Annotated in this window: 19 protein-coding genes and 1 pseudogene; 7 read left to right on the forward strand and 13 right to left on the reverse strand. The window is 45.5% G+C overall.

Going from position 1 to position 23963, the window contains the following annotated elements:
- Position 1 precedes the first annotated feature (1 nt).
- The 5 genes from RID53_RS23760 to RID53_RS23780 all read right to left on the reverse strand — a co-directional run bounded on the left by RID53_RS23760 (position 2) and on the right by RID53_RS23780 (position 2827).
- The gene (locus tag RID53_RS23760; RefSeq protein ID WP_446390454.1) at positions 2-1312 is read right to left on the reverse strand and encodes an AAA-like domain-containing protein; all 1311 of its coding nucleotides are present in this window, start codon (positions 1310-1312) and stop codon (positions 2-4) included.
- 156 nt (positions 1313-1468) lie between these two features.
- Entirely contained in the window at positions 1469-1660 is a 192-nt protein-coding gene (locus RID53_RS23765; protein WP_446390455.1) for a hypothetical protein, read from the reverse strand.
- 265 nt (positions 1661-1925) lie between these two features.
- Positions 1926-2150, reverse strand: coding sequence for a type II toxin-antitoxin system MqsA family antitoxin (locus tag RID53_RS23770; RefSeq protein ID WP_446390456.1), 225 nt, complete (start codon positions 2148-2150; stop codon positions 1926-1928).
- A gap of 170 nt (positions 2151-2320) precedes the next feature.
- The gene (locus RID53_RS23775; protein ID WP_446390457.1) at positions 2321-2434 is read right to left on the reverse strand and encodes a DUF4258 domain-containing protein; all 114 of its coding nucleotides are present in this window, start codon (positions 2432-2434) and stop codon (positions 2321-2323) included.
- A gap of 21 nt (positions 2435-2455) precedes the next feature.
- On the reverse strand, positions 2456-2827 hold the full coding sequence (locus RID53_RS23780; protein ID WP_446390458.1) for a DUF433 domain-containing protein: 372 nt from the start codon (positions 2825-2827) through the stop codon (positions 2456-2458).
- A gap of 29 nt (positions 2828-2856) precedes the next feature.
- Between RID53_RS23780 and RID53_RS23785 the strand changes: the two genes are divergently transcribed.
- Positions 2857-2997 carry a hypothetical protein gene (locus tag RID53_RS23785; protein WP_446390459.1) on the forward strand — a complete coding sequence of 47 codons (141 nt, stop codon included), beginning with the start codon at positions 2857-2859 and terminating at the stop codon, positions 2995-2997.
- Between the two features lie 411 nt (positions 2998-3408).
- On the opposite strand, the gene RID53_RS23790 is transcribed toward RID53_RS23785, so the two are convergent.
- Both RID53_RS23790 and RID53_RS23795 read right to left on the reverse strand, forming a co-directional pair.
- Entirely contained in the window at positions 3409-3852 is a 444-nt protein-coding gene (locus tag RID53_RS23790) for a DUF1016 N-terminal domain-containing protein (RefSeq protein WP_446390460.1), read from the reverse strand.
- A gap of 169 nt (positions 3853-4021) precedes the next feature.
- Positions 4022-4561: a DUF2442 domain-containing protein gene (locus RID53_RS23795; protein WP_446390461.1), complete on the reverse strand. Its 540-nt coding sequence runs from the start codon at positions 4559-4561 to the stop codon at positions 4022-4024.
- Between the two features lie 216 nt (positions 4562-4777).
- Here RID53_RS23795 and RID53_RS23800 point away from each other — a divergent pair, with 216 nt between their 5' ends.
- The gene (locus tag RID53_RS23800) at positions 4778-7228 is read left to right on the forward strand and encodes an ATP-binding cassette domain-containing protein (protein ID WP_446390462.1); all 2451 of its coding nucleotides are present in this window, start codon (positions 4778-4780) and stop codon (positions 7226-7228) included.
- Between the two features lie 61 nt (positions 7229-7289).
- On the opposite strand, the pseudogene RID53_RS23805 reads toward RID53_RS23800, so the two are convergent.
- The 3 genes and pseudogenes from RID53_RS23805 to RID53_RS23815 all read right to left on the reverse strand — a co-directional run.
- Positions 7290-7394, reverse strand: a pseudogene (locus RID53_RS23805) (PIN domain-containing protein); the annotation flags it as partial.
- A 33-nt stretch (positions 7395-7427) separates the two neighbouring features.
- Entirely contained in the window at positions 7428-7634 is a 207-nt protein-coding gene (locus RID53_RS23810; protein ID WP_446390463.1) for a hypothetical protein, read from the reverse strand.
- Positions 7635-7881: 247 nt separating this feature from the next.
- Positions 7882-10464 carry a glycogen/starch/alpha-glucan phosphorylase gene (locus RID53_RS23815; protein WP_446390464.1) on the reverse strand — a complete coding sequence of 861 codons (2583 nt, stop codon included), beginning with the start codon at positions 10462-10464 and terminating at the stop codon, positions 7882-7884.
- Between the two features lie 68 nt (positions 10465-10532).
- Between RID53_RS23815 and RID53_RS23820 the strand changes: the two genes are divergently transcribed.
- Positions 10533-10688 (forward strand): hypothetical protein, encoded by a 156-nt coding sequence (locus tag RID53_RS23820; protein ID WP_446390465.1) that lies wholly within the window; start codon positions 10533-10535, stop codon positions 10686-10688.
- Between the two features lie 511 nt (positions 10689-11199).
- Entirely contained in the window at positions 11200-11424 is a 225-nt protein-coding gene (locus RID53_RS23825; RefSeq protein ID WP_446390466.1) for a hypothetical protein, read from the forward strand.
- Between the two features lie 259 nt (positions 11425-11683).
- On the opposite strand, the gene RID53_RS23830 is transcribed toward RID53_RS23825, so the two are convergent.
- Complete coding sequence (locus RID53_RS23830) at positions 11684-12961, reverse strand: trypsin-like serine protease (protein ID WP_446390467.1); 1278 nt, start codon at positions 12959-12961, stop codon at positions 11684-11686.
- 191 nt (positions 12962-13152) lie between these two features.
- Between RID53_RS23830 and RID53_RS23835 the strand changes: the two genes are divergently transcribed.
- Positions 13153-17229, forward strand: coding sequence for a two-partner secretion domain-containing protein (locus RID53_RS23835; protein ID WP_446390468.1), 4077 nt, complete (start codon positions 13153-13155; stop codon positions 17227-17229).
- 13 nt (positions 17230-17242) lie between these two features.
- Here the strand turns inward: RID53_RS23835 and RID53_RS23840 are convergent, their stop codons facing one another.
- A complete protein-coding gene (locus tag RID53_RS23840; RefSeq protein WP_446390469.1) occupies positions 17243-18058 on the reverse strand; it encodes a hypothetical protein in 816 nt (271 codons plus the stop codon).
- Positions 18059-18447: 389 nt separating this feature from the next.
- Here RID53_RS23840 and RID53_RS23845 point away from each other — a divergent pair, with 389 nt between their 5' ends.
- Together RID53_RS23845 and RID53_RS23850 are read left to right on the forward strand one after the other, a co-directional pair.
- The gene (locus RID53_RS23845) at positions 18448-18939 is read left to right on the forward strand and encodes a hypothetical protein (protein WP_446390470.1); all 492 of its coding nucleotides are present in this window, start codon (positions 18448-18450) and stop codon (positions 18937-18939) included.
- A gap of 294 nt (positions 18940-19233) precedes the next feature.
- On the forward strand, positions 19234-22263 hold the full coding sequence (locus RID53_RS23850; RefSeq protein WP_446390471.1) for a carboxypeptidase regulatory-like domain-containing protein: 3030 nt from the start codon (positions 19234-19236) through the stop codon (positions 22261-22263).
- Between the two features lie 111 nt (positions 22264-22374).
- Here RID53_RS23850 and RID53_RS23855 read toward each other — a convergent pair whose 3' ends face one another.
- Positions 22375-23961, reverse strand: a complete 1587-nt coding sequence (locus RID53_RS23855) for an ATP-binding protein (protein WP_446390472.1) — start codon at positions 23959-23961, stop codon at positions 22375-22377.
- Between the last annotated feature and the right edge of the window lie 2 nt (positions 23962-23963).

Here is a 23963-nt window from a genome sequence, read left to right on the forward strand (position 1 = left end):
CTTAATTCCCTAGGCGATCGCGCAAATAATTACTATACAAATGATAGCGAGGTTTGACCTCATTTCCCTCTAACTGCACCAGACCCAAACTTTGTAATTGAAAAGCTAGCATGGATTCTAATTGCACCGGATGTGTTGACTCGACTACTATTTTCATTGCCATTGCCAGTTCTGGATGCTCCTGCAAATTGCCCAAATGTCCCCGCAAATGATTAGCGTAAATTCCCGCTTCCGTACAAGCCTTTTGCAGCAGTTCCTCCAGGGTGATTTCGGAGCGAGTCAGGTGATAGATTGCCCTCTGTACGAGATAAGGATGTCCTCCCACCAACGACATTAGCTGATCCACTTGTGAACCCTGCCAATCCAATCCTTGTCGCTGTGCCAAATCCTGTACTTGTTCCCGGTTAAACTCCGGTAATTCTATGGACTCACCAACATTAAACGGCGACTGATGAATATTTAGCTCAATATACACTTCCGTGGAATGGGCAACAACCAACCGCAGTTTTTTCCAAAGCTTACTTCTCTTTCCTTTCTCATACCAAGCTCGCAGCATCGCCAAAAAGTTCCCAGCAATTGCAGAATAAGGAAAAATACGATCCACGTCATCTAACGCTAAGACCAAGGGATGCTCTAATTGACTGAGCAAATATTCCTCAAAATAAATTGTACAGCTCTGGCTGCTACCTAACTCGTCTACCCAATAATCAGTCAATTGATCTCGTAGTCTCAACTCGCGCCCCACGACACCACAGAACCAGCGCAGGAATTTATCCAGACTGCTTAAGACCGACCCATCGGCTAGCAGTAAACTTAAATTCACAGTTCGATACTTTTGTTTAGTTGCTTGAGCCAGAATCCTATCAATCAGCCAGGTTTTGCCCATTCGCTTCGGTGCTTTGATCCGCAGCAGGGAACCCGGTTGCAAGATTGTCTCATTGCAGCGAGATTCGATAGGAGGTCGCTCCATATACTCAGAGACGGCTGTTCCTGTTTCCTCCCCAGAACAATCAACCGTAGCCAATTCCAACGCCTCTGCTGAAAATGCGCGATCGCTGCGTTCGTCTTCAAGATCAGCGATTTCCTTCAACTCTAATCCCAATCTTTCGCAAATTTCATAAAACGTCGCATAATCAACACGTCTACCATTGAGGAAACTACTCACTGTGGACAAAGCAAGCTGTAACTCCTCGGCTAGGTCTCTCTGGCGGAAAAAACCATTATGCTTAACTGCTCGTTTGACCCGTTCGATATACTGGGGGGAAATTCTTAGCGATCGCGACATGACTAATCCTTGAATGAAGCTAATCACATCATAATCTGCTTGATCATGACCTCAAGGGAACTGAGTCAGAAGTCGGTTATAAGTCAGTCATGAGTGTATAGCTTATTGGTGGATTAGAATTGTAGGGGCGCTAATGGTTTCTAGTTTAGTTACCAATGAAACCCAAGGCAATAAACAGTAGTCTTACTTGCGTTCCTTCTGTTGCCCAATAACTTTAATCAGTAGGGCGATGGAGCGAATTAGGACAGCGATCGCGAAGATGGTTTCAGGTACACTGCCTACTGGAACCTGTAGCGGTAGATTTGGCTCGACATGAGTTGGTACAGCAATGAGTGGTTCACCAGTGTGGATAATTTGATGTGCTTCACCTTGCATGGTGTTTTTCCTAACTCTACAGTCTCATCCTCTAAAACCGCTTATTGAGGTCGAAACTGAGCAATGCTTGACTTGATAACTGAGTTCGTGACTGACTTACACCCTCAACCCTAATCGCTGCGTTAAACTGAAGTTCCCCTAGCAGTAGACACATCGATTAGGACTTTCAGCGCCATTGATTGTAGAGACGCGCCATGGCTTTCAGCAATCAGGTTTGGCATTTCGTTTCCCAGAGTGACAATAGAGCGATAAGTCCCGTAGTCCTTTATGCCGCATAGCGGATAATTTCTACCTCAGCTCCATTATTCACAGCCATCTCCGCCCGTTGAAGTACCTGCTCGGTAATCAAATCACTCAGATAATACTCACCACAATTATCACAAACCTCTGCTGGTACCCGTTTGATAATCACAATACTTTCGTCTCGTTCGAGAGTCACAGTCACTAAACCAGCTTGTGTTTCGCCATGCTGACAGATTACACACCTCATGCTTTTATCTCCGAGTTCTAAAATTATTTGTCCACAAATTGGGATCGGGGCGATAAGCCGTCACCACATATCCTGTATCCATAGATTCATTATGAAAATACAACATGAATGGGTTGACCTTCGACAAAATCTAATAACAGATAACTAGGAAACGGCTTATCATATAGATTTTATTCGATCACTTCCCCATAAGCAACAACAGTTTGTACATCAGCTTTACTAATTCGGCGTAGAAACATCTGTTGGATAGCATGACGTGAAAAAACTAGATTTTGACAATCCATAAGTTATGGCTTACAAAATAATCATTTCTTGTTGGCTTCCCGTTGCCTTCTGTTTTCTATCAGTTTGACTCGAACGGCTTCGTAGCCAGCACGGGGAGGAGCAGCCGCAATCCGAGCCAAGCGATCGCGGTTGCGTTCTTCCCAATACTGTCGAATTTCTTCTGCCATTTGCAAAACGTCTTGATACTCTGCCTCTACCTCTACTTGATGGGCTTCAATATAGGCAAGAACTCCATTCATCTGCTCATCAGTCAAATTGAAGACATCGCGAATGTACTTGTGTGGATAGTCGGCTTTGAGATAATCGATCACGTCATAGAGAGTGATCCGGGTACCCGCGATCGTTAATCCCCGTTCAGTACGGATAATATATTCGTTACCAGCGTTCGTCATTCCTATCTTCTACGGTAAGGAAATCCCTGATGTCGTTTTCAGTCTCCATCATAGCCCTCTCCTCGGCTAAGTCTCTCTGGCTCCAAAAACTATTACGCTTAACCACTCGCTTGACCCGTTCGATATACTGGGGGGAAATTATTCGCGATCGCGACATGACTAATCCGTGAATGAAACTAATCACATCATAATCTGCTTAATCATGACTTCAAGGGGATTGAGTCAGAAGTTGCTTATAAGTCAGTCATGAGTGTATAGCTTGTTGGTGGGTTACGGCGAGATAGTTATTAAACAGTCATTCGTGCTGATTAAATTCCCGCCTAACCCACCCTACGTGGCACACCCAATTTTATGAATTAGGATTAAACTGTAGGGGCGCACCGACGTGCGCCCTTTTTTCACACCAATGTACGCCCCATTCAACCGTAACTTTCCTCTCACAATAAGCAACACCCTCATAAACTTCGAGCCTAAAATTAAGAGTCATTCCTAGAATCTTGATAGGCTTTGACCTTTTCGTATAAACTAGCAACAAACCTAGCAATTGAGTAGCCTTTCCCAATTATTGGTGTCATAATTTATCAATTATCATCCTCCTCAAGCAACGCTGAATCTAACAATCGCTGCCAATCCTCATCGGTTGGCAATAAGCCTTGATATTTAATGCGCTGCATAATCAAAATATTATGACCCCAAGGAATTTCTGCAACAAGCTGTTTCAGAAATTCAGGTGCTTCAGCATAGGCTTCATAAAACTGCTTGATTAACCACAAATTGCGCGGTGAAAATCCAGTTATTTGAGGAAATTCAGCCTTGAGGTCAGCCAATAGCCGTTCTACGACTGCCTTGCCCCATCCTAACGCCTCCTGCCGCTCTACAATCAACTGCCCCAAAGACCAATACAAGCGAATCAGCGATCGATTAACTGCCCGCGCCGCCTCAATCCGACTTTGAACAACCTGAATTTTAATGTCCCGGAGGAAATCCTGATAGGCGCGATCAAAAGAAGGTTTAATGGTACTCATGTTCAAAACCCTGGATTACTGCGATGACTCGCTAATCTTACAGCCTATCCCTAGAATAGCCGCGATATCCCTACGGAATTAATGGAGGTGTTGAAAGCGCGATCGCACGTTTTTGACATCTAAATTACCCTTCGTCGGGACACGCTCCCCTGATACCCTGTTATTTCCTTTAGTTTTGCCATGTTGCATCTAGGGTAAAGTTACAAGAATCTTGGAGAATACAAACATCATTTACTTGTATTAAATTACCTGTACAGAATATCGGAATGCGTTCTTGATACGCTTTAATCGCCAAAATATAATCACGTCCGCTTAATTCGGTCTGAATTTTACAGATTTGATTGTTGACGGCTCCAAATAGTGTAATTTGTCCGATTAATTCAGTCTTGTTTGCAGGCTGAATTTGCATCACTACTCCCTGAACCTTGACAGCATTGACTGTTGCATTTAATAAATGGCTGGGTTCTTGACCTGTAATCCTTGCGTACAGGACAACGGGATCGAGATCGGCTTCATTCTCCCATTGGATCGTGCCTAAATCATGATTGACTCGGACTTTAGCAAAATAGTCTGGATTTTTTAAGGGAGTAAATATACCTGTAAATTCTATGATTTGACTAATATCAACTATGCCCTCAACGCCATCATCGAATCGTAGATGGAGTTGATATCCTGCTAAAGGTTGAACATCGACAATATCTTTTAGCATGGCTTACTCTAAAGGAATGATTTTGTTTAACGGTTGATTCGTTTGGGCGATCGCACTTTCTTATACATCTAAATTGCCGTTGGTAGGGGCACGATACCATCGTGCCCTGCTATCAGACTGGTTAAGGTGCGTTACGCTTCGCTAACACACCCTACAGATAGAGCCTTTGCGTAATCCAAATCTTGAGCGGGTAACGCAACCCGTTATCATGATGTTATGGGAAGAAGCAACACCTCTGGTCACACCACCGTTGTCGGGACTCACCCCTACCTTGAACTCAACAATCAAGGTCAAATCCAGCGCTTTTATCTCAACCAAGACACCCATACACTGGGACGCGATCGCACTTTCTCTAACCTCCCCATCCCTCCCAGTTGGGGCGTTATCTCTAACCGCCACGCCATCTTACGCAAAGAGGGTGAAGACTATCGTATTTTCGATGGCGATGGTCAACGTCCCAGTACCAATGGTATTTTTATCAACAAAACCCGAATCAACACCAGCCAAGGCTATCTCCTCCAAAGCGGTGTACAACTGGAAATTGGTCAAGATCCCCACAACTACATCCTCCTCACCTATACCAATCCCAATCGCAGCCAACTCACCGTCCAACCCAGTAAACAGCGCCTATCCCTTCAAGGATTACGGGAGTGGCCCGTGGAATTGGGACGGGAACCGACTCCTGGACGCTACGCCGCCATCCAACTTGACGCGCCCACCGTCTCCCGCCTACACGCCGTTATCACTCCATTCCCCCAAGGTGGCTATGTCTTAGAAGACCGTAGCACCAATGGTACTTTCCTGAACGAAAAACTGATCAATACTAGCGTTCCCCTCCAGGATGGCGATACCATCCGCATCGGACCCTTTAGCCTACTACTACGCCAAGACACCCTGGAATTAGTGGATCGAGGCAATTTTATTCGCCTCGACGCCCATCGCTTAGTGCGTCAGGTTAAAGATAAACAGGGGCAAACCAAAACCATCCTCAGTCACATCTCTCTCCCCATTGAACCGGGACAATTTGTCGCCTTGGTGGGCGGAAGTGGTACGGGGAAATCTACCCTATTAAAAACCCTCTTAGGCATTGAACCCACCCAGGAAGGTGCCGTTTTTCTCAATGGCGACAACCTGCGACAGAATTTTAACCTCTATCGGTCTCAAATTGGCTATGTCCCCCAAGATGATATCGTCCATCCGGATTTAACTGTTGCTGAAGTCCTCACCTACTCCTGTCGGTTACGATTACCCCCGGATACCCATGTCAACGCGATCGTCGATCGCACTCTTGACCAAGTTAAGCTAGAGTTTGTCCGCAACAGTTTTGTCCGGGATTTGAGTGGGGGACAACGCAAACGGGTGAGTATCGCCGTGGAACTCCTGGCTGATCCCAAACTCTTTTTCCTGGATGAACCCACATCTGGACTTGACCCCGGATTGGACAAAGAGATGATGCAACTCTTACGGGAACTCGCCCATCAGGGGCGCACCATCCTCCTCGTCACCCATGCAACCGCCAATATTGAAGTCTGCGATCGCATCGCGTTTCTGGGTCGCGGTGGACATCTGTGCTACTTTGGTCCCCCGCAAGAGGCGATGGACTTCTTTGAAATGCCCTCTGGTGACTTAAAATACTTTGCCGATATTTACATCAAACTCGACCAAGGCAAAACTCAATCAGAAAATGAGCAAACTGTCAAGCATTGGACTGAGAAATTTTTGCATCATTCCGCCGCCTATCAAAGCTACATTCAAGCCTCCCTAAGTCCAGGAAAAGTCACGCCATCCCAACCCCCACCCAGTTCAGGAAGCGGGAGTTCTCCCCTAAACCAACTCTGGCTGCTAAGTAAACGCTACCTAAAACTAATTCTTCGCGATCGCCGCAGTCTCGCCCTCTCCTTACTCACCGCCCCAATTGGTATTGGCTTAATTGTCCTCACGTTAGCGGGTAAAACCCCTTTAGCTGAACTTGACACCCTAGAGATAACCCAAGCGCCTCTCGCCTTACGAGTCCTATTTATTTTTACCTGTGCAGCCATTTTAGTTGGACTCTTAAGTTCAGTCCAAGAAATTGTCAAAGAATCCAGTATTTATGCTAGAGAACGATTAGTTAATTTAGGCATTTTTCCCTATCTGGGGTCAAAATTCCTGATCCGTTCAGGTTTAGCGATTCTGCAAACTCTTTTGATGGTTCTGGTTATTTTAGTGGGGTTTCAATCGCCTAATCCGGAAATAATTCCCTGGTCAATTGGTTTATCTTTAACTACATTTTTAACGTTAATGGCTACCTTGAGTTTAGGACTCTTGGTGTCCGCCTTAGTCACCAATGAAACCGAGGCAAATAATAGCCTATCCTTACTCTTTCTACCCCAAATTATCTTTTCTGGCGTTCTCTTTGAACTGACTGGTTTTGCCCGTAAACTCTCCTGGTTAACCATCAGTCGTTGGTCAGTGGGCGCTTATGGTGCTTTAGTGGATGTCAATGCCATGGTACCGGAACAAACACCTCTACCTGGAATGGAACCGCTTCCCCTTCCCTTTGAACCGACGCCCGTTTATGATCCAACCTGGGACAACCTGAGACTTAACTGGGGTATCCTTTGTGTCCATACCGTTGTTTATCTGGCGATCGCGCTTTGGTTACACAAGCGTAAGGATATTTTGTAAACCCTAACTTTTCAAGAGACTAGATACTTTGTCAGAAAAAGAACAAAAGTGATGGTTATAATTATTCGTTGCTTTGCCAATCTTCAATTTTTAAATCCTGTACCCGATTGAACTCTCGAATATTATGAGTAATCAATGTCAGATTGTGAGCTAAGGCAATTGCAGCATTGCAATTATGGGCAATCGTTGGGACATGATATCATAGGAACTCACGCACCTCATATTCACCTTGGGAGGGTCGCTTCAAATCAGGAATGCTCCCTGCTGTATTTTGTAGGATAGAGAGCCATTCTGTTTTTTGGATTTGAATAATTACGGTTACATCCTGGTTTTTGAGTTCATCAGGCAGCTGTAGTTGTAAGAGTCCATCTGAACCGATGTGGGATTTCAGGGTAATTGGTTGCATTTGTTTTCTTCTGTTTTTCTAGGATTAGTTTCGTTTCTAAGCTGTTCGGACTTGAAACCTTATTATCGACAACAGTGAAATCTTTGTCATGCGATCATCCTGCTCGCTACCCATTCCGAATTTAAATGCGCGATAGTTTACTACTTCAGTATAAATCAGGAGCCAGACCTCAAGTGTATTGGCAACATAATTGGGTCTGACTCTTTTGATGATTAATGTGATGCACCTCAATTAATCACAACTTAACTTAAATATGAAGGGGTGGCTTCGTCACCTTCAACCCGGCTTCTTCTTGCACATATTCCTCAATGTCAATCGTGACTGGTTCAACCTTCCAGATCTCTTGACAATACTCTCGGATCGTGCGGTCTGAGGAAAACTTCCCAGTGCGAGCTGTATTCAAAATGGACATCCGAATCCAATTCTCTTGGTCACGATAGGCGTGACTGACACGATCTTGGCAATCGATATAGGATTGATAGTCAGCAAACAACAGGTACTCGTCTTTGTAGAGGAGTGAATCCACAATTGGCTTAAACAAGTCCGGATGCTCAGGACAGAAGTCACCTGAAGCAATGCGCTCAATCACTTCTTTTAATTGAGCATTACTATGGTAGTAGTCCATCGGGTTGTAGCCCCGGGATTTCAAGTCATAGACCTCTTGTGCGGTTAAACCAAATAAGAAGAAATTATCAGCCCCTACAGCTTCCCGAATCTCAATATTTGCTCCATCTAGGGTGCCAATAGTTAGCGCTCCATTCAGGGCAAACTTCATATTGCCTGTGCCGGAAGCTTCTTTACCTGCCATGGAAATTTGCTCGGACAGATTTGCCGCCGGGTAAATTTTCTGACCCAAGGAGACAGAAAATCCTTCCATAAACACCACTTTAATCCGACCAGCGACATCGGGGTCGTTGTTGACCACTTTAGCCACAGCATTAATCAACCGGATCACCAACTTCGCCATATAATAGCCTGGAGCTGCCTTGCCTGCAAAAATGAAGGTTCGGGGCAGAATTTCGATGCCCGGATTGCGCTTAATCCGGTTGTAGAGGGTAATGATAAACAAGACATCGAGCAACTGACGCTTGTATTCATGTAATCGCTTCACCTGGACATCAAACATGGAATTGGGATCGACTTCCACGTCATTAAACAGCAAAATATAATCCACTAACTCTTGCTTGTGCTGCTGCTTAATCTCGACAAACCGTTGGCGAAACTCTGGATCATCGGCAAAGGCTTCCAGTTTTTGCAACTCTTGCAGGTGAGTCACCCAATTGTCACCGATTTTTTCCGTGATTAAGTTGGAAAGTTGGGGATTACTCAGTAAGAGCCAGCGACGTGGGGTAATGCCATTGGTTTTGTTGTTGAATCGTTCGGGGAACATTTCATAGAAATCGTGCAGCACTCGCTGCTTGAGCAACTCTGTGTGGAGTGCGGCGACGCCGTTAATGCTATGGCTACCAAGACAAGCTAAATGTGCCATGCGGACGAATTTTTCCCCACCTTCCTCAATCAGGGACATGCGTTGTACTCGCTCCCCATCACCCGGATATTTCACTTTGATCTGTTCCAGGAAGCGGTGATTAATTTCGTAGATAATTTCTAGATGTCGAGGAAGCAAACGCTCGAATAAGCTGACGGGCCAACGCTCTAGGGCTTCGGCTAGCAGGGTATGGTTGGTATAGCCAAAGGTGTGCTTGGTGATGTACCAGGCTCGGTTCCATCCCAATTGATATTTATCCACCAACAACCGCATTAACTCGGCAATCCCAATCGAGGGATGGGTGTCATTGAGTTGGATGGCGATTTTTTCGTGGAACTGGTCAAAATTTCGGTGAGTGCGGCGGTAGGTATGAATGATGTCTTGTAGAGAACAGCTCACGAAGAAATACTGCTGTTCCAAGCGCAGTTGTTGACCTTGAGAAGTATTATCGTTGGGATACAGGACTTTTGAGATATTCTCGGAGAATATCTTGTCTGTCACCGCACCCGAATAGTCTCCACTGTCAAATACTTGGAAGTTAAACTCTTCGGAGGCTCCGGCTCGCCACAGCCGTAGCGTATTGACGGTGTTGTTATGGTATCCCGGTACAGGGGTATCGTAGGGGGTTCCTAAGACTTTGCGATCGGGAATCCAACGCACCCGATACTGACCCTTCTCATCATGATACCCTTCGGTATGTCCGCCAAACTTGACGACAACGGTTAATTCGGGACGGCGGATTTCCCAAGGGTTGCCGAAACGCAGCCATTTATCAGGATGTTCGACTTGAGCCCCTTCTTCAATACGCTGATCGAAGATACCAAATTCATAGCGAATTCCATAGCCAACGGCGGGAATTTCTAAGGTGGCGAGGGAATCCAGAAAACAGGCGGCTAAACGCCCTAACCCGCCATTTCCCAGTCCAGGTTCGGGTTCGAGTGCCATTAAGTCATCCAGCTTTAATCCGGATTCTTCTAAGGCTTGACACACTCGGTCGTACATATTCAGGTTGAGCAAGTTATTGCTTAACTGACGACCCATTAAAAACTCTGCTGAGAGATAATAAACGGACTTGACCTCTTTTTGCAGGTAGGTTGTCGCGGTATTAATCCACCGATGCAGCAAGCGATCGCGTACCGTGTAAGCCAGAGCCATGTAGTAATCGTAGGGGGTAGCTAAGAACTCGTTCTTGCCCTGGATATAGTACAAGTTATCGGCAAAGGCACGTTTTAGCGTCTCTACCGTCATCCCGGTGCGATCGTCTTCTACTTGAATTTCCGGGAGGCAGACATTCGACTGGATGGGTTGATCGCTATTGGGTTCAAAAACTTGGTTATTCATAGACTGGTTGTTACTGATGACACGATTTAATATCGTTCCCCCTGCTACTCTAGTCTCTAAAATTGGCGATGCCAAGGTATCAGACGTTGGGGTTTGCTTTCGCTCTATCCGTCAGCTTAACCGCATCAGACCGCGATCCGGAACGTCTGTGTAAAAATCTGTTATGCCTTGGCGCTAAGTGGTTGGTGGAGTCTTTTCCTCTTCAGGTGCGATCGCGCTCGTAAACTGCTCGGTATAATCTCTCCTAACCAAAAATTGATGTAATCCCCTTTTTAGCTGGGGTACTTTTTCCTTCTACCCCTTCTGCCCTAGAGGATTACCGAATTACTGTCCTCCCCGTCTTCTGTCTTGGGATAGATGAAGGATCACCTTTTGGAGACTTCTACTAGCGCCGCTTCCTACCCAACCTCTATTTTGTATGGATAGTTACCAAAACTATTTGTTAAATTTCTGGATTTTAGGCTGATTTTATATCAAAAGATACTTTATGAGGCTATGGAATTGCTATACCATCCATTCTAGCTAATCAGTCTAGCTGCCAAATCATAATCATTTACTGAACTATCCTTCAGTAACATTCGCTACTTATACTTCCCGGTTATGACTTTGGACAGAGGTTCTGCGGGAACATTTCTACTGACTGATGACTTGTCTTAGTTAGCGATTCGCGGATCTGTGGTTAGCAACTGTTGATGAAATCAGGAGATAGGCAATTATGGGAGTCAAAACTTGTCTTTGTTGTGGTCATCCCCTCTTACGCCACGTAAGACGGCAAGGTATTTATTGGTTTTGCACAGTTTGCCATCAGGAGATGATTCCCCTGAAGCCAAGCCAGTCACCTATTCGTATCGATACTCTCAAGCTTATGCCAAACAGTCAGATTTTGCGATCGCGTCCCCTAGAAACCGTTCAATCTTAGCCTATCTTATGCCTTTAAGCTGTTCGGCATTTAAACCTTAATATCAATAATGGCGCAATCCTTGCCGTAGTGCGTTTAGCGAAGCCATGCCGCAGGCTTTGCATCTTGCTCGCTGCATTGAGCATCTTGCTCGCTACTAATACCCAATTTAAATGCATGACAGCTTATTCTGAGTTTTCACAGTATATGGCATCTCTGTAGGGGCGGGTTTCACTACTATCTTTTCGGTTGTACCCAGATGTAACTAAACCCGTCCAGACGTTGCATGCAACGTCTCTACCCAGGTTTTTAACGGACTAATCAACGGCTCACCTTTTTCTTTTTGGTTAGCCATAATCCTGTAGCGAATGCCATCAGTCCAGCTAAACTTCTAGGTTCGGGTACGGACACTGGATCACTTGGGCTATCGTCACCAATACTATCATCTGGGTGATCAGGAATCTCGTCATCGGGAGTATTGTCGATTGGATCATCGGCAACATCATCATCACTCGGTAAGTTTTCATCAATGTCATCCCCTGGATCGTTTACCACAGGAGGCGTAGGTGTTGGATTGTCTACAACAGGAGGTGTAGGTACTGGATTGTCTACAACAGGAGGCGTTGGAGGCTGCCAACTGGTTAGAATATCGTCGATCCAATTCGTGTAAAATGACGCACGGGTATCAAAGGAAAACTCGCCAAAGGAAGAATTGAGGGCATCGTCAATATCAGAGGAAATACCATTCAGGTAATAAACTCGTAAACCAAAGGAAGTCACTCCTGCGATCGCGCCATCAATAAATGTGGGACTTCCAGAATCTCCTAGTGCTGAGTTAACTTCATTTAACCCCAAACCTAAGTCAGCATAATCATCGCCAAACCAATAGCCAAAAGCATCATTCGCGGCAAGTCCGTTGTCAAAGTCGTAAGCTAATAAGGCGTCACTGAAGTTATCGGATAATAGTTGATTAAACAAATCCCCGGAAGCATCATAACGATTCTGACCGGAACGCTTCAAGCCATCCCAAAATTCATCACCAACGTTACCATTTCCAGATTGACCATAACCGACTTTATCGCCAACTTTACCCACTTCGTTGTTATTTCGATAAATGTCATAGCGATCGACTGTATCTGGGGCAATATCGGTTAGCTCTAAAATGGCAATATCATAGCCATTAGATAAATCACCCGTCCAGTCATCATGAACAAAGATATCAGCAATGGAGAGATTGACATCACCTGTGGATAAGTCAAACGTGGCTGTGCCATCCCAAACATCTAAAGTCCCAAAATCATCAGTGAGGCAATGAGCCGCCGTGAGAATATGAGCGCCTGTTCCTAATAATCCACCTGTACAAGAACTTCCCCAAAAACCACCTAGAGAAAGTTGAGCGACGCCATCATATCCCGTTCCGGGAGACACAAGATAATCATCAGGATTGCCTGTTGTCCTATAGAGGGGCTGGACTTGTGTCTGAATTGAGGTATTATTTAAATTCGCGGCTTTAGCAGGTACAACAGTAACGAAAGGAGTGAGTAAACTTACTGCAGACAGAAGAGTTAGGGACTTGAAGCTAGACAAAGTGAAAGTCATAGTTACACCGGAATGAAGGAGTCACGATTAAACGGTTCACTGTCATCTGTCTCTGAGGGATTGACCCTTATGCACTTTTTTGAGAGTTGTAACGTTTATTCATAACCGGGATGAAATTTTTACCAACGTGCATAAGTTCCCACTGCTGAGAGATATATACTAGAAAAGTATGGTTTGGGTTCAAATTGGTGATGAATCAAAGCTGGAAATATTGGTGGTGGACATTCGCCGGGATTGTTGGAATTGGCGGCGTTTTTGCGTTCTGGGATACGGCTGCTGTGGCTCAGATTACACCGGATACTACCCTAGGAACTGAAAATTCCGTGGTTACGCCCAATGTAGATATCCAGGGACTTCCGGCGGATTTAATTGAAGGTGGGGCGACACGGGACGCGGCGTTGTTTCACAGTTTCTCTGAGTTTAATGTTGGCGAGGGATTGCGGGTTTATTTCGCCAATCCGGTGGGGATTGAAACGATTTTCAGTCGGGTGACGGGGAGTGATGTCTCGGATATTTTGGGAACGTTGGGAGTCAATGGGGACGCCAGTTTATTTTTGTTGAATCCCAATGGGATTATTTTTGGAGAAAATGCGCGGTTGGATATCGCGGGTTCGTTTGTGGCGTCTACGGCGAATTCTGTGGTGTTGGAGAATGGGGTGGAGTTTAGCGCTACGAATCCTGAAGCACCGCCGTTATTAACGATTAATTTAACACCAGGATTGCAGTATGGGTCAAATTCAAACGGAAAGATTGCCAATGCTGGGACGTTAGAAGTGGGTGTCGGTGAAACCCTGAGTTTGTATGGCAATACTGTCACCAATACCGGGATACTGACAGCACCCGGAGGAACAGTACAGGTATTAGGCGATCGCGTGGGATTGTTCGAGAATGCTCAAATTGATGTCTCCAGCGAGATGGGAGGCGGTACGGTATTGATTGGTATAGCTGAGGAAGCGAATAACCTATACATTCCATCAGTTACTCATGCTAATCGAACCTTTGTCAGTCCTGATACCATTATCAATGCCAATGGAATTAGCAATAGTGATGGTGGTAACGTATTGGTTTGGTCGGATGAAGTCACTCATTTTTATGGCACGATTAGCGCCCGTGGGGGTGAAATGTCTGGTAATGGTGGCTTTGTGGAGGTTTCGGGGAAAGACGTTTTAGAGTTTGATGGATTAGTCGATACGACTGCCGCGAATGGAACAACGGGAACACTACTCCTTGATCCGACAAATATCGAAGTTGTACTTTTTGCAAATGAAACTGATAATTTAAATGATGTTGATGGGTTTGCTGATCCAGATATTGGGGCTGATGGTGACACCAAAATTAATGCGACGGCGATTAACAATGCTGCGGCGGATGTCGTGCTTCAGGCGACCAATAATATTATTTTTAATGCTGCCGTTAATATCCGACAATCTGGCATCGGACTTACCGCCCAAGCCGGCAACACGATTACCGTTAATCGACGCATTGCCACGCCGGGTGGTGATATCCAATTAATCGGTGGCATAACCTCTAATAATGGTTCTATTTTTATCAACGACGATGTTCGCTCTCGTGGGGGAGATATCGTTCTCCAAGCTGGTGGTGATATCGTAGTCGAGGAGGCGACAGTCAATACCGAATCGGGGTTTCTCGGAGATTCGGGAGACATGACGATTGAAACAGGGCGGTTAATTCTTCAGAATAAAGGACAGGTAGACACCAGTACATTTGGATTGGGTAACGCCGGGAATCTAGATGTCCGGGCGACTGAAATTGAAATGACTGAATCCGTGAACGCTTCATCTAATATTCTTACAGGTATTGCTGCACAAACCAATCGAGGTTCTAGTGGCAATGCGGGTAGGATTACCATTGAAACAGAACAGTTAACCGCTGGAAATGGCGCACAAATAACTGCAACAACATCGGGTTCTGGAAATGCTGGAGAAATCATTGTCAGAGCGTCGGAAATTGAACTAATTGGCGACTCGTCATTCAATGGTTTTCCGAGTGGAATTTTGGCTAACAATCAACCGGGAAGCACAGGAGTCAGTGGCAAAATAACGATTGAAACCGAACGATTAATTGCCCGTGATGGTGCAGGGGTTTATGTTTCCACGTTTACGGGTGAAGAGGGTGGGGAGCTAACTGTTCAAGCCTCTGAGATTGAATTAACCGGAACGGGCAAGATTTATCCCAGCGCTTTGTCTGCTCAAGCGCATCCAGGCGCAACCGGAAATGCTGGGCAAGTAACGATTGAAACCGATCAGTTAATTGCTCGCAATGGGGGGACTATCACAACGGCGTCAACGGCTGGCAATGGTGGAAATCAGACAATTCAAGCCACCGATTTTATCGACCTAGCTAATGGCGGGTCTATAGTGGCTAACGCGGCGGCAGGATTTGGTGGGACTATCTCGATGGAAACGAGAAATTTGACCCTTGAAAATGGGGGAATTATTAACACTAGCACGACGGGTCAAGGCGATGCTGGCAGTATTGCCATTCGCCAATCCGAATCCGTTACGGTAGACAAAGGGAGTGTGATCTCAAGTCTATCGTTTGGTTCAGGAATAGGGGGTAATCTTTTAATCGAAACGGGAACTCTTACGATTCGTGATGGTAGTGGTGTGGTCACCAGTACAGCGGGTCAAGGGAGTGCGGGAAACCTAACAGTACAAGCCAAAAACTCGGTTAATGTAATCCGTGATGGTCTATTATCAACAGGTACTCTCGGTACAGGAACTGGTGGAAACCTTTTAATCGAAACCCGAAGTTTAAATGTCCAAGACGAGGGTAAAGTTTTCAGTAGCAGTTTAGATGCCAGTACATTTGATTTGAACAGTCTTGACCCGAACCTTTATTCACCTGATTTAATTGAACGAATTCGGAATAATGTTAATATAGCCGCTCAAGGAAATTTTACTCAAGGGGATTCAGGAAACCTGATTGTTATTGCCACAGACTCCGTAAATGTGGCGAAGAATGGAGTGATTTCGACACAAGGTCGGGGTGAAGCATCCGGTGGCGATTTAACCATAAATACCCAACAGTTAACGGTTGATAACGCTGGTGCAATCGTCACGGATACCTTTGGTTCTGGTAATTCAGGAAACTTAACCATTAGTGCCAACGATACGGTCAATGTTATCGGTTTTGGCAGCGATATTACCACTCAAACTCGTCCCGACAGTATAGGAAACGGGGGAACTCTTACCATTACCACCGGACAATTAAGAATAGAGGATGAAGCCGCCGTATCCTCTGGCACATTTGGTCAAGGATTGGGTGGAGATATTCAGTTGCAAGGGAATTCTCTGGAACTCGCCAATCGCGGACGTATCACCAGTCGCAGTGAAGGGTTGAACAATGCTGGCAATATTTTCATCCGTTTGAATGATGAGCTGCGATCGCGTCAAGGTCAAGTTGTGGCTACGTCCTTACAATTTGGTGGTGGTAATATCGATATCACGGCTCAAGATATTCTCCTGCGTAACAGCAGTCTAATTAGCACGAGTGTATTTGATAGTACAGGTGGCGGTGGCAATATTCAGATAAACTCTAATAGTTTTGTGGCTCTGGAGGACAGCGATATTCTAGCAAATGCTGATGCTGGACCCGGAGGCGATATTATCATTAACTCCTCAGTATTTCTGGCTGATTTGTTTTCGAGTGATCGGGCGATTCCAGTCGGTCGTAATCCGGGTGACTTAGATCGGTTTCGCCGTAATGGTGAGGTCGATATTTCGGTGGACTTTGCTCAGTTTTCTGGTAATCAGCCAGTTAATGTCGTTGATATTGTCGAGAATGTGAATCGATTTCGCATTAATGAGCGCGTTGATATCTCCGCCGACTCTCGAACAGGTCGCGATGGTTCAGTTACCACTCCCGTACCTTTCTTTGGTCAAGGGTTAACCGAGTTACCGACTAATTTTGTTGATGCAGAACGCCTGATTGACCGTTCCTGCAATGCGGGAGGTGCAGCCTTAGCTAGTAGCTTTATTTTCACAGGTCGTGGTGGTATTCCACCGAGTCCTCTGGATGTTCTGGAGAGTGACGTGATGGTCAGTGATTGGGTAACTTTAGATGAGGAGACTCCAACCCAAACGCAACCAGAATCTGTCACGTCCAATTCAAATCAACCTCGGCAAATTATTGAAGCGCAAGGGTGGGTAAAATTGGCAAATGGGCAGATTGTTTTGGTAGCGGAATCGCCCACCGTAACCCCTCAGGTGAATTGGCAAAACGCCACCGACTGTGAAAGTCCTTAATGAAAGCCCCATTCTAATCAATCGCCCGGAGGTTTAAACCACGGGTTAAAAGGGGGTAATATAAGGGCGGGTTTTGTTGAGCAGTTATCGGTGAAAAGCTTATCTGAGTGACTAAACCCGCCCCTACAATTGATTGACTGTACGCTTGCCAAGCTAACTCTAAGGTTGCCATTTCACTCCAAAAATCATTGGTATTTCGCAACGCTAATAATCGTGAGGCGCATTCACCCCGGTTTATGATACTGCACGCCCAGGTTACCAGATTTTCAAAGTTTACTGATTGTCCTGTGGGGTAACTCCAACGTGTGCCAAATTTAGCGATTTCTCCATTGGGATAATACCAGCGAGAGGCGATTTTTGCGGTTTGTCCGTTGGGATAGTTCCAAATTGCGCCAAATTTCGCCGTTTGTCCGTTGGGATACTGCCAATTATCACCAATTTTTGCCCGTTGTCCATTCGGGTATTCAATAATTGCCCGTCCCCAAGTATCGGCTAATCCACAGGCGAATTGTTGCTGACTCTCGACTAATCGCACCAGATTGTTGGTTCCGTCAGACAGTCGCGCCAGTCGTGTCATGATGGTGAGATCCAGACATTCCTGGCTAGCGGTTGGGGATGGAATCGTTTCTACTGCTGAGGGTTGGGCGGTGTCACAGTATTGCGCTTCTAGGGTAGCCAGGTTTTCGTCGTCTAAACCTTGTTGTATCGCGAGGCGACGTACCTGGCGAATTTGACGGCATTGAGTCGGTGTGGCGTCAGCGCGATCGCGGCTTATGCCAAGCACCAGTAGGGGTAATAGTGATAGTACCACCTGAATCGCCTGTTTCATAGAGACAAATAATCCTTATCTTCGATAATCCCCATATCTGAATTATTGTAAGGGATAAGGGGTCAAACCCCTCATTGGTTGATCAGAGTCTCCTTGGAGTTGATGAGTAAGTATCACTGGGAAATGACTGCTGAGAACGATGATAATCTCTGTTTACTAGCCTTCGACACAACAACGATAAAAGCTTTACTGGATGAAGGTTTCAAGGGTTTGAGGCGTCAGTTTAAAGTACAGTTCTCATATTTTGTCTGACTCAGCCTCAGTGTATATACGGATTTTGATTTCAGTAGTTATTAACAAATTCCCGTAATTTACCCGATTTTTTCAGGCTAGGGTTTTGAATAAGATTGACTTGTAAATCAAACAAAGCTTTTGAGGAATTCAAGTCAATGATTCGTAAGACCCTAATCGCTTCTACTTTAGTTCTGTGCGGTACTGTTGGATTCACTTCTTCGGCACAAGCTGAGGAAACTACCGATGTTCATTTTACCGCTAATGTTCCCGCATCTTGCACGTTTAGCGAGGTTAATAATGGAACTCTAGGACTCGTCACTGGAACTACATTAAGCAGTGCTATTGCTGATGGTGGTACAGCTGGTACTGCTAAACTTACCTGCAACAATGTTCTTGCCACACTAACAGCAGATGCTCCTGCCCAACAAGGAACAGTTGAGGGTTACGATCATAGTACAGCATTAACCACTGTTGGTGTTACAGGTACTGGTGCTAACGCTGTCGCTATTGTTGCACCTGCTACTCCAGCAGCCGTACCTCTTCCAGGTGAAACCAATCTGACAGTAAACATGTCAACAACTCCGCTAACTGGATTTATTCCTAGTGGTGACTATGACTTTTTTGTGCGGTTGACTGTAGCTCCTTAGCCACAAGGTTATTCGTCAATCTTCGCTTTTGTCTAGTCAATTAGCTGCTGGGGAAATCGAGGGGAATGTAACCCTAGCAGCTAATTATTCGCTTGAACAATACTTGAACAGGCAAAATTTAGCACCATGTTTGATTACACTAAAAAAATTACCTTTTTTTCTAACCTTGCTGTCAAAGCGTTTCAAATTTGATGGTTGATTGTTCATCGTAGATTATTAATTGCTATGAACAATAAACCATGAACTATAAACATAAAATACCACTTTTTTTAAGCAGACGTTAATATCTGCCCTATGTTTCACGCCGTACCGCCCCATTCACCGCCAGAAATTGTACATCACGTAACTCCAGACAAGGCAGATCAAGTTCGCGAACATCCATTTATAATCGCCAACACGCCAACATTTCCCACCCAAAATCCTGTCGCATCTCATTCAATTCCGAGTTCACCTGAATTATTCTTCCCGGAATATTCCGACTCAAATTTACCGACTTTGCCAGAAGGAATAGAATCATCTAACGCTGCTAAACTCGGACAACCGATTTCAGTCAGCATCTCCGATAATCAGCCAATACAACCCGAATTTTCTTCCTCGAATCCTTCTATTCAATTCAATCCTGTTAATCTGGATCTGACTCTCTATCCGGCTGAACCAAATAATTCAACATCGAATAGTTTACCATCCCCAGCAGACTCAAATCCTAGCTTAAATCCGGCTAATTCAACATCAGAACCCGAAAAACTCACGGATCAGGAACCCACACCTCAACCCGAAACATTACCCCCGCAAAACCCGGATATCTTAACCCTTCCTCAAACTCAATTTTCAATTGCCCAAGTTCCAGATGATTTCTCCTCCTTTCTGGTAGGAATCAAAGTCAACAATCGCCCGGTAATTACTAGCACTTTAATTCGCGGGCAAGAAGACGGAGAAGCTGCGATTAATTTTGAACAATGGTTGTTACCTTACGACGCTATCGTCAAAGCCTTAAAATTAACCGCGACCGTTTTACCCGACAATCAAATCGAACTGCGATCGCCTACCCAGGTTATTCGCCTCAACCCCAGTCAACTCAAGACGGATTCAGAATTAGGCTTGGTGTTTTCCGTGGCGGATGTGCGAACCTTATTCGGCGTAGAAATCGAATTTGACATTATTGATTATGCAGTTTCAATTCAAGCCCCCTGGTTAAATCAACGGCGTCAACGGGGAAAACGAGACGTCATTATCCAAACCGAAGGATTGCCCCGAATTGCCCCCTCTGGCTTCTCCCTTTCCGCTGTTGAACAACGAATTGATGCGAGTGGAACGGCGACTCAATCACCGAACTATCGAGGAAATGTATCCGCTGTGGGGAGTATTTTTGGGGGGAGTTGGTATATCCGCGCCAATCAACCCCAACTCTTCTCCTCTGATACCTGGAGTTTAGCGGAAGCGCGATTTCAACGCCAAACGGATGCGGCGGATTATATTATTGGATCTCAACCCCCTTTCTGGCGTAGTCAAAGTCCAGGAGATTATTGGGGATTCACCACGATTCAACGGAATGGTTTTATCCCCCAACTCCAACTCTACGGCGGTTCTGATCCCCGTCAACGCCTACAAGCGGCGCAAATCGGACGCACGATTTCTGGAACAGCGGAACCGGGAACATTAGTGCGTTTGGTGCGAGGATTAAGTGATGACGCGATCGCAGAAGTTCTGGTGGATTCTTCAGGTGTCTACCGCTTCGAGGATGTGGAATTCGAGAGTCAATCGTTCAATAATTATCGTATTTTACTCTATCCCCAAGGGCGACTCACGGAAACCCCAGAACTTCGAGACGCCACTTTTTCCAATGTACCCGGACAAATCCCCGCCGGATCAACAGCCGTTATTGTCTCTGGAGGATGGCGGCGACAATTGTCGGGTTTGAATCAAGAAATATTGGGCAATTTTACCGACATCCAAGGTGGAGTGATGGGGCGCTGGGGGGTTTCTAATAGCCTGACATTAGGGGCTGGTGCGGTTTACGACGAATCGTTTCGGGGATTAGCAGAAGCCTTTTTTCAGCCAGAAGGCTTCCCTTTAAAAGCCGCCGTCTCCGTTTTAAGTGGTACAGAGGAGTCCGACTGGGATATTAACGCCAACGTACTGTTTGAACCCTCCCCTAATTTTACCGCCCGATTCACAAGCGATCGCTTCGCCCAACGGTTGAATGCGTCTTGGCAAGTGTTACCGGGTTTCACCCTATTTGCCAATACCAGCACCAATGATGCAACGGCGGCTGGTGTACAATTCGCTTTAAGCAGCAAAAACGCCTTTACCTTTGCCCGTCTCAGCGTCGATACCCAAAGCCGTTTCCGGTGGAACTTGATTCAACGCCTGAATCAATGGGAATTTCGGTCATTGGGGAATGAAATTAGCACCCAATCTGAACTCGGTTATCGTTTCTCGGATAGCTTAAGTACGGGTCATTCTTTGGTTCTCGGTTATGATACCCGTAACCAAAATAGTCATGACTCTTTAGCCAGCCTGACTTGGCGCTATCGTTCCCCCCAAAAATCGGGGGATGGGAACCCCCTCTGGGATGCCCAACTAGGCTATGGTATCGGTTCTCGCGGTTCCGGAATAGTTGCCTCAGTCGGAACCTCGATTTTACCGGGTTTACGCCTACAAGCGCGATATCAAGGGATAGCCGTAAGTTCCGATAACTCTGCTTTCAGCTTAAACCTCGTCTCCAGTCTCAATCTACAACAAGGGATTACCCCCAGAGACACCAAAGCCGACTATCTCCGCACCCAAGGCGGACTCTTGATTCAACCCTTTTTTGACCGCAATCAAAATAGTAAACCTGATCCAGGGGAAAAATACTACACCGACTCTACCTTACTCCTAGTGAATCAGCAGTCTCTGGGATCATTACGCGCCGATATCCAAGAGGATCGGATCATCATGAATTTACCCCCTGGAATCTATCGCCTCGACTTTGATCCGGCGGGTTTTCCCTTTGATTGGCAAGTGATTAATGAAGCCTTGGCGGTGGAGGTGGTGGCGGGGAGTTATACACCGATTCTGATTCCCTTGGTTCAGTCTTACACAATATCGGGAATTGTCACCGATAACCAAGGTCAACCTGTGAGTGGGGCGAGAGTTGAAGCCATCCAACCGAATTATGGTACTCGGTCATTTTCCATTACTAATGATGCTGGCGTTTATTATTTAGAACGGTTACAGCAAGGAACATACCGCCTGCAAATCAACAATCAGCCTGCGTTTCCCCAGACGATTGATCTGAAAAATAGTTCGGAATTTTTCCAAGAACTGAATCTGAATTTATAGCAACCGCCAAGACAGTTAGGACATTATAAATTCGTAGAGACGTAATACATGTTAAAAATTAAAAATTATCAAATCCTTACTGTTCCTTGTTCCCTGTTCCCTTTGTTCCACTCACAAGGATATTAACGGTAGCGTAACCGTAAATCTTGTACCCACATCAACCTCGCTGGATAAGGTAATCGTTCCCCCGTGGGCGTCCACACTATTTTTGACAATTGCCAGTCCCAATCCAGTTCCCTCGATATTCCCCACATTCGCCGCCCGGTGAAATGTTTCAAACAGTCGTTTTTGGTCTGATTCGGGAATGCCAATTCCTTTATCTTGAATTGTGAAAGTCGCTTCCTTGGGCGAACAACACAGAGACAGTCGTACAGTAGACCCTTCGGGGGAGTATTTAATCGCATTGGAGAGCAAATTGCCAATAATATGCCGCACCAGTTTTTCGTCTAAACAGGTGGCAATGCTGTTTGGGGTTTGGGGTGTATTATTATACTCACAGGTAAACTCAAAATGATGTCGTTTACCAATCCCCTGTTGTAACTCCTCTACCAGTTCGCCACACAAGGAGGGCAAATCTAGAGACGTGGGATTGAATTCAACTTTACCCGCTTCGGCTTTGCCCAGAACTAACATATCATTTAACATATCAATCATCTGGTTGGTCGCCTTTTGCACTCGATGCAGGTGGGTTATTTGTTTCTCCTCAGTCAACTTGTGGCGGTAATATTCCAACATTTGAGCCGATGAAAGAATAGTCGTTAGCGGAGTGCGAAACTCATGGGATGTCATCGACACGAAACGGGATTTTAATTCGTTGAGTTCCTGTTCTTTTGCCAGTGCCATAGAAACGGCAGCTTCGGCTTGCTTCAGCTTAGTAATATCCATTAGCATACCATACCAAAGAATATCACCGTTATCGAGTCGTTCCGGACAGGCTGCACCTTGAATCCATTTATTCTTACCAGATGGTAAAATTATTTCTCCTTCCCAGTTCCAGGGTTGTAACGTTTGGGCTGAAATAGCAACAGATTGATCAAAATACTCGCGCTGATCCGGGTGAATTAGCTCAATAATTACTGTAGTATTCTCCTGGATAACTTCAGGTTCGAGTTCATAGATTTGGCGGCAGCCAGGACTAATATAGGGAAAAGCCATTGAACCATCGGGACGCAACAAAAATTCGTAAAGCATTCCCGGTACATTTTTCGCTAGCTTTTGTAAGCGTTGTTCGCTTTGCTGGAGTGCCTCTTGTACTTGCTGACGTTCAATAATTTCCTGTTTCAGACAGGCGTTTTGCTGTTGCAGTTGCTGTGTCAGTCTGCGGATTGTTAGGTGAGTTCTGACTCTGGCTAAAACTTCTTCATGCTGAACAGGTTTAGTGATGTAATCCACTGCACCCAGTTCAAATCCTCTCACTTTATCTACTGTGTCAGAAAGCGCCGTCATAAAAATGACCGGAATGTCTTGAGTGGAGGGGTTGGCTTTCAACTGACGACAGGTTTCAAAGCCATCAATTCCGGGCATAAGTACGTCCAACAAGATAATATCAGGGTGAGCATAGTCTACCCGTTCGATCGCGCTTTCTCCATCTTGAGCGATTAAGACTTCAAAGCCCGAATCACTCAAACCATCGGACAAGACGCCCAAATTCGTAGGATTATCGTCAACGATTAGAATTATTCCTTGCTCAATATCCATAC

This window comes from Coleofasciculus sp. B1-GNL1-01 (genome assembly GCF_040220235.1).
Classification (GTDB): domain Bacteria; phylum Cyanobacteriota; class Cyanobacteriia; order Cyanobacteriales; family Coleofasciculaceae; genus Coleofasciculus.

Excerpts from the sequence above, each read along its gene's own strand:
- RID53_RS23765 (WP_446390455.1), bottom strand. The coding sequence starts at position 1,660 with ATGCAAGGTGAAGCACATCAAATTATCCACACTGGTGAACCACTCATT.
- RID53_RS23770 (WP_446390456.1), bottom strand. The coding sequence starts at position 2,150 with ATGAGGTGTGTAATCTGTCAGCATGGCGAAACACAAGCTGGTTTAGTG.
- RID53_RS23775 (WP_446390457.1), bottom strand. The coding sequence starts at position 2,434 with ATGGATTGTCAAAATCTAGTTTTTTCACGTCATGCTATCCAACAGATG.
- RID53_RS23780 (WP_446390458.1), bottom strand. The coding sequence starts at position 2,827 with ATGACGAACGCTGGTAACGAATATATTATCCGTACTGAACGGGGATTA.
- RID53_RS23785 (WP_446390459.1), top strand. The coding sequence starts at position 2,857 with ATGTCGTTTTCAGTCTCCATCATAGCCCTCTCCTCGGCTAAGTCTCTC.
- RID53_RS23790 (WP_446390460.1), bottom strand. The coding sequence starts at position 3,852 with ATGAGTACCATTAAACCTTCTTTTGATCGCGCCTATCAGGATTTCCTC.
- RID53_RS23795 (WP_446390461.1), bottom strand. The coding sequence starts at position 4,561 with ATGCTAAAAGATATTGTCGATGTTCAACCTTTAGCAGGATATCAACTC.
- RID53_RS23800 (WP_446390462.1), top strand. The coding sequence starts at position 4,778 with ATGGGAAGAAGCAACACCTCTGGTCACACCACCGTTGTCGGGACTCAC.
- RID53_RS23810 (WP_446390463.1), bottom strand. The coding sequence starts at position 7,634 with ATGCAACCAATTACCCTGAAATCCCACATCGGTTCAGATGGACTCTTA.
- RID53_RS23815 (WP_446390464.1), bottom strand. The coding sequence starts at position 10,464 with ATGAATAACCAAGTTTTTGAACCCAATAGCGATCAACCCATCCAGTCG.
- RID53_RS23820 (WP_446390465.1), top strand. The coding sequence starts at position 10,533 with ATGCCAAGGTATCAGACGTTGGGGTTTGCTTTCGCTCTATCCGTCAGC.
- RID53_RS23830 (WP_446390467.1), bottom strand. The coding sequence starts at position 12,961 with ATGACTTTCACTTTGTCTAGCTTCAAGTCCCTAACTCTTCTGTCTGCA.
- RID53_RS23835 (WP_446390468.1), top strand. The coding sequence starts at position 13,153 with ATGAATCAAAGCTGGAAATATTGGTGGTGGACATTCGCCGGGATTGTT.
- RID53_RS23840 (WP_446390469.1), bottom strand. The coding sequence starts at position 18,058 with ATGAAACAGGCGATTCAGGTGGTACTATCACTATTACCCCTACTGGTG.
- RID53_RS23845 (WP_446390470.1), top strand. The coding sequence starts at position 18,448 with ATGATTCGTAAGACCCTAATCGCTTCTACTTTAGTTCTGTGCGGTACT.
- RID53_RS23850 (WP_446390471.1), top strand. The coding sequence starts at position 19,234 with ATGTTTCACGCCGTACCGCCCCATTCACCGCCAGAAATTGTACATCAC.
- RID53_RS23855 (WP_446390472.1), bottom strand. The coding sequence starts at position 23,961 with ATGGATATTGAGCAAGGAATAATTCTAATCGTTGACGATAATCCTACG.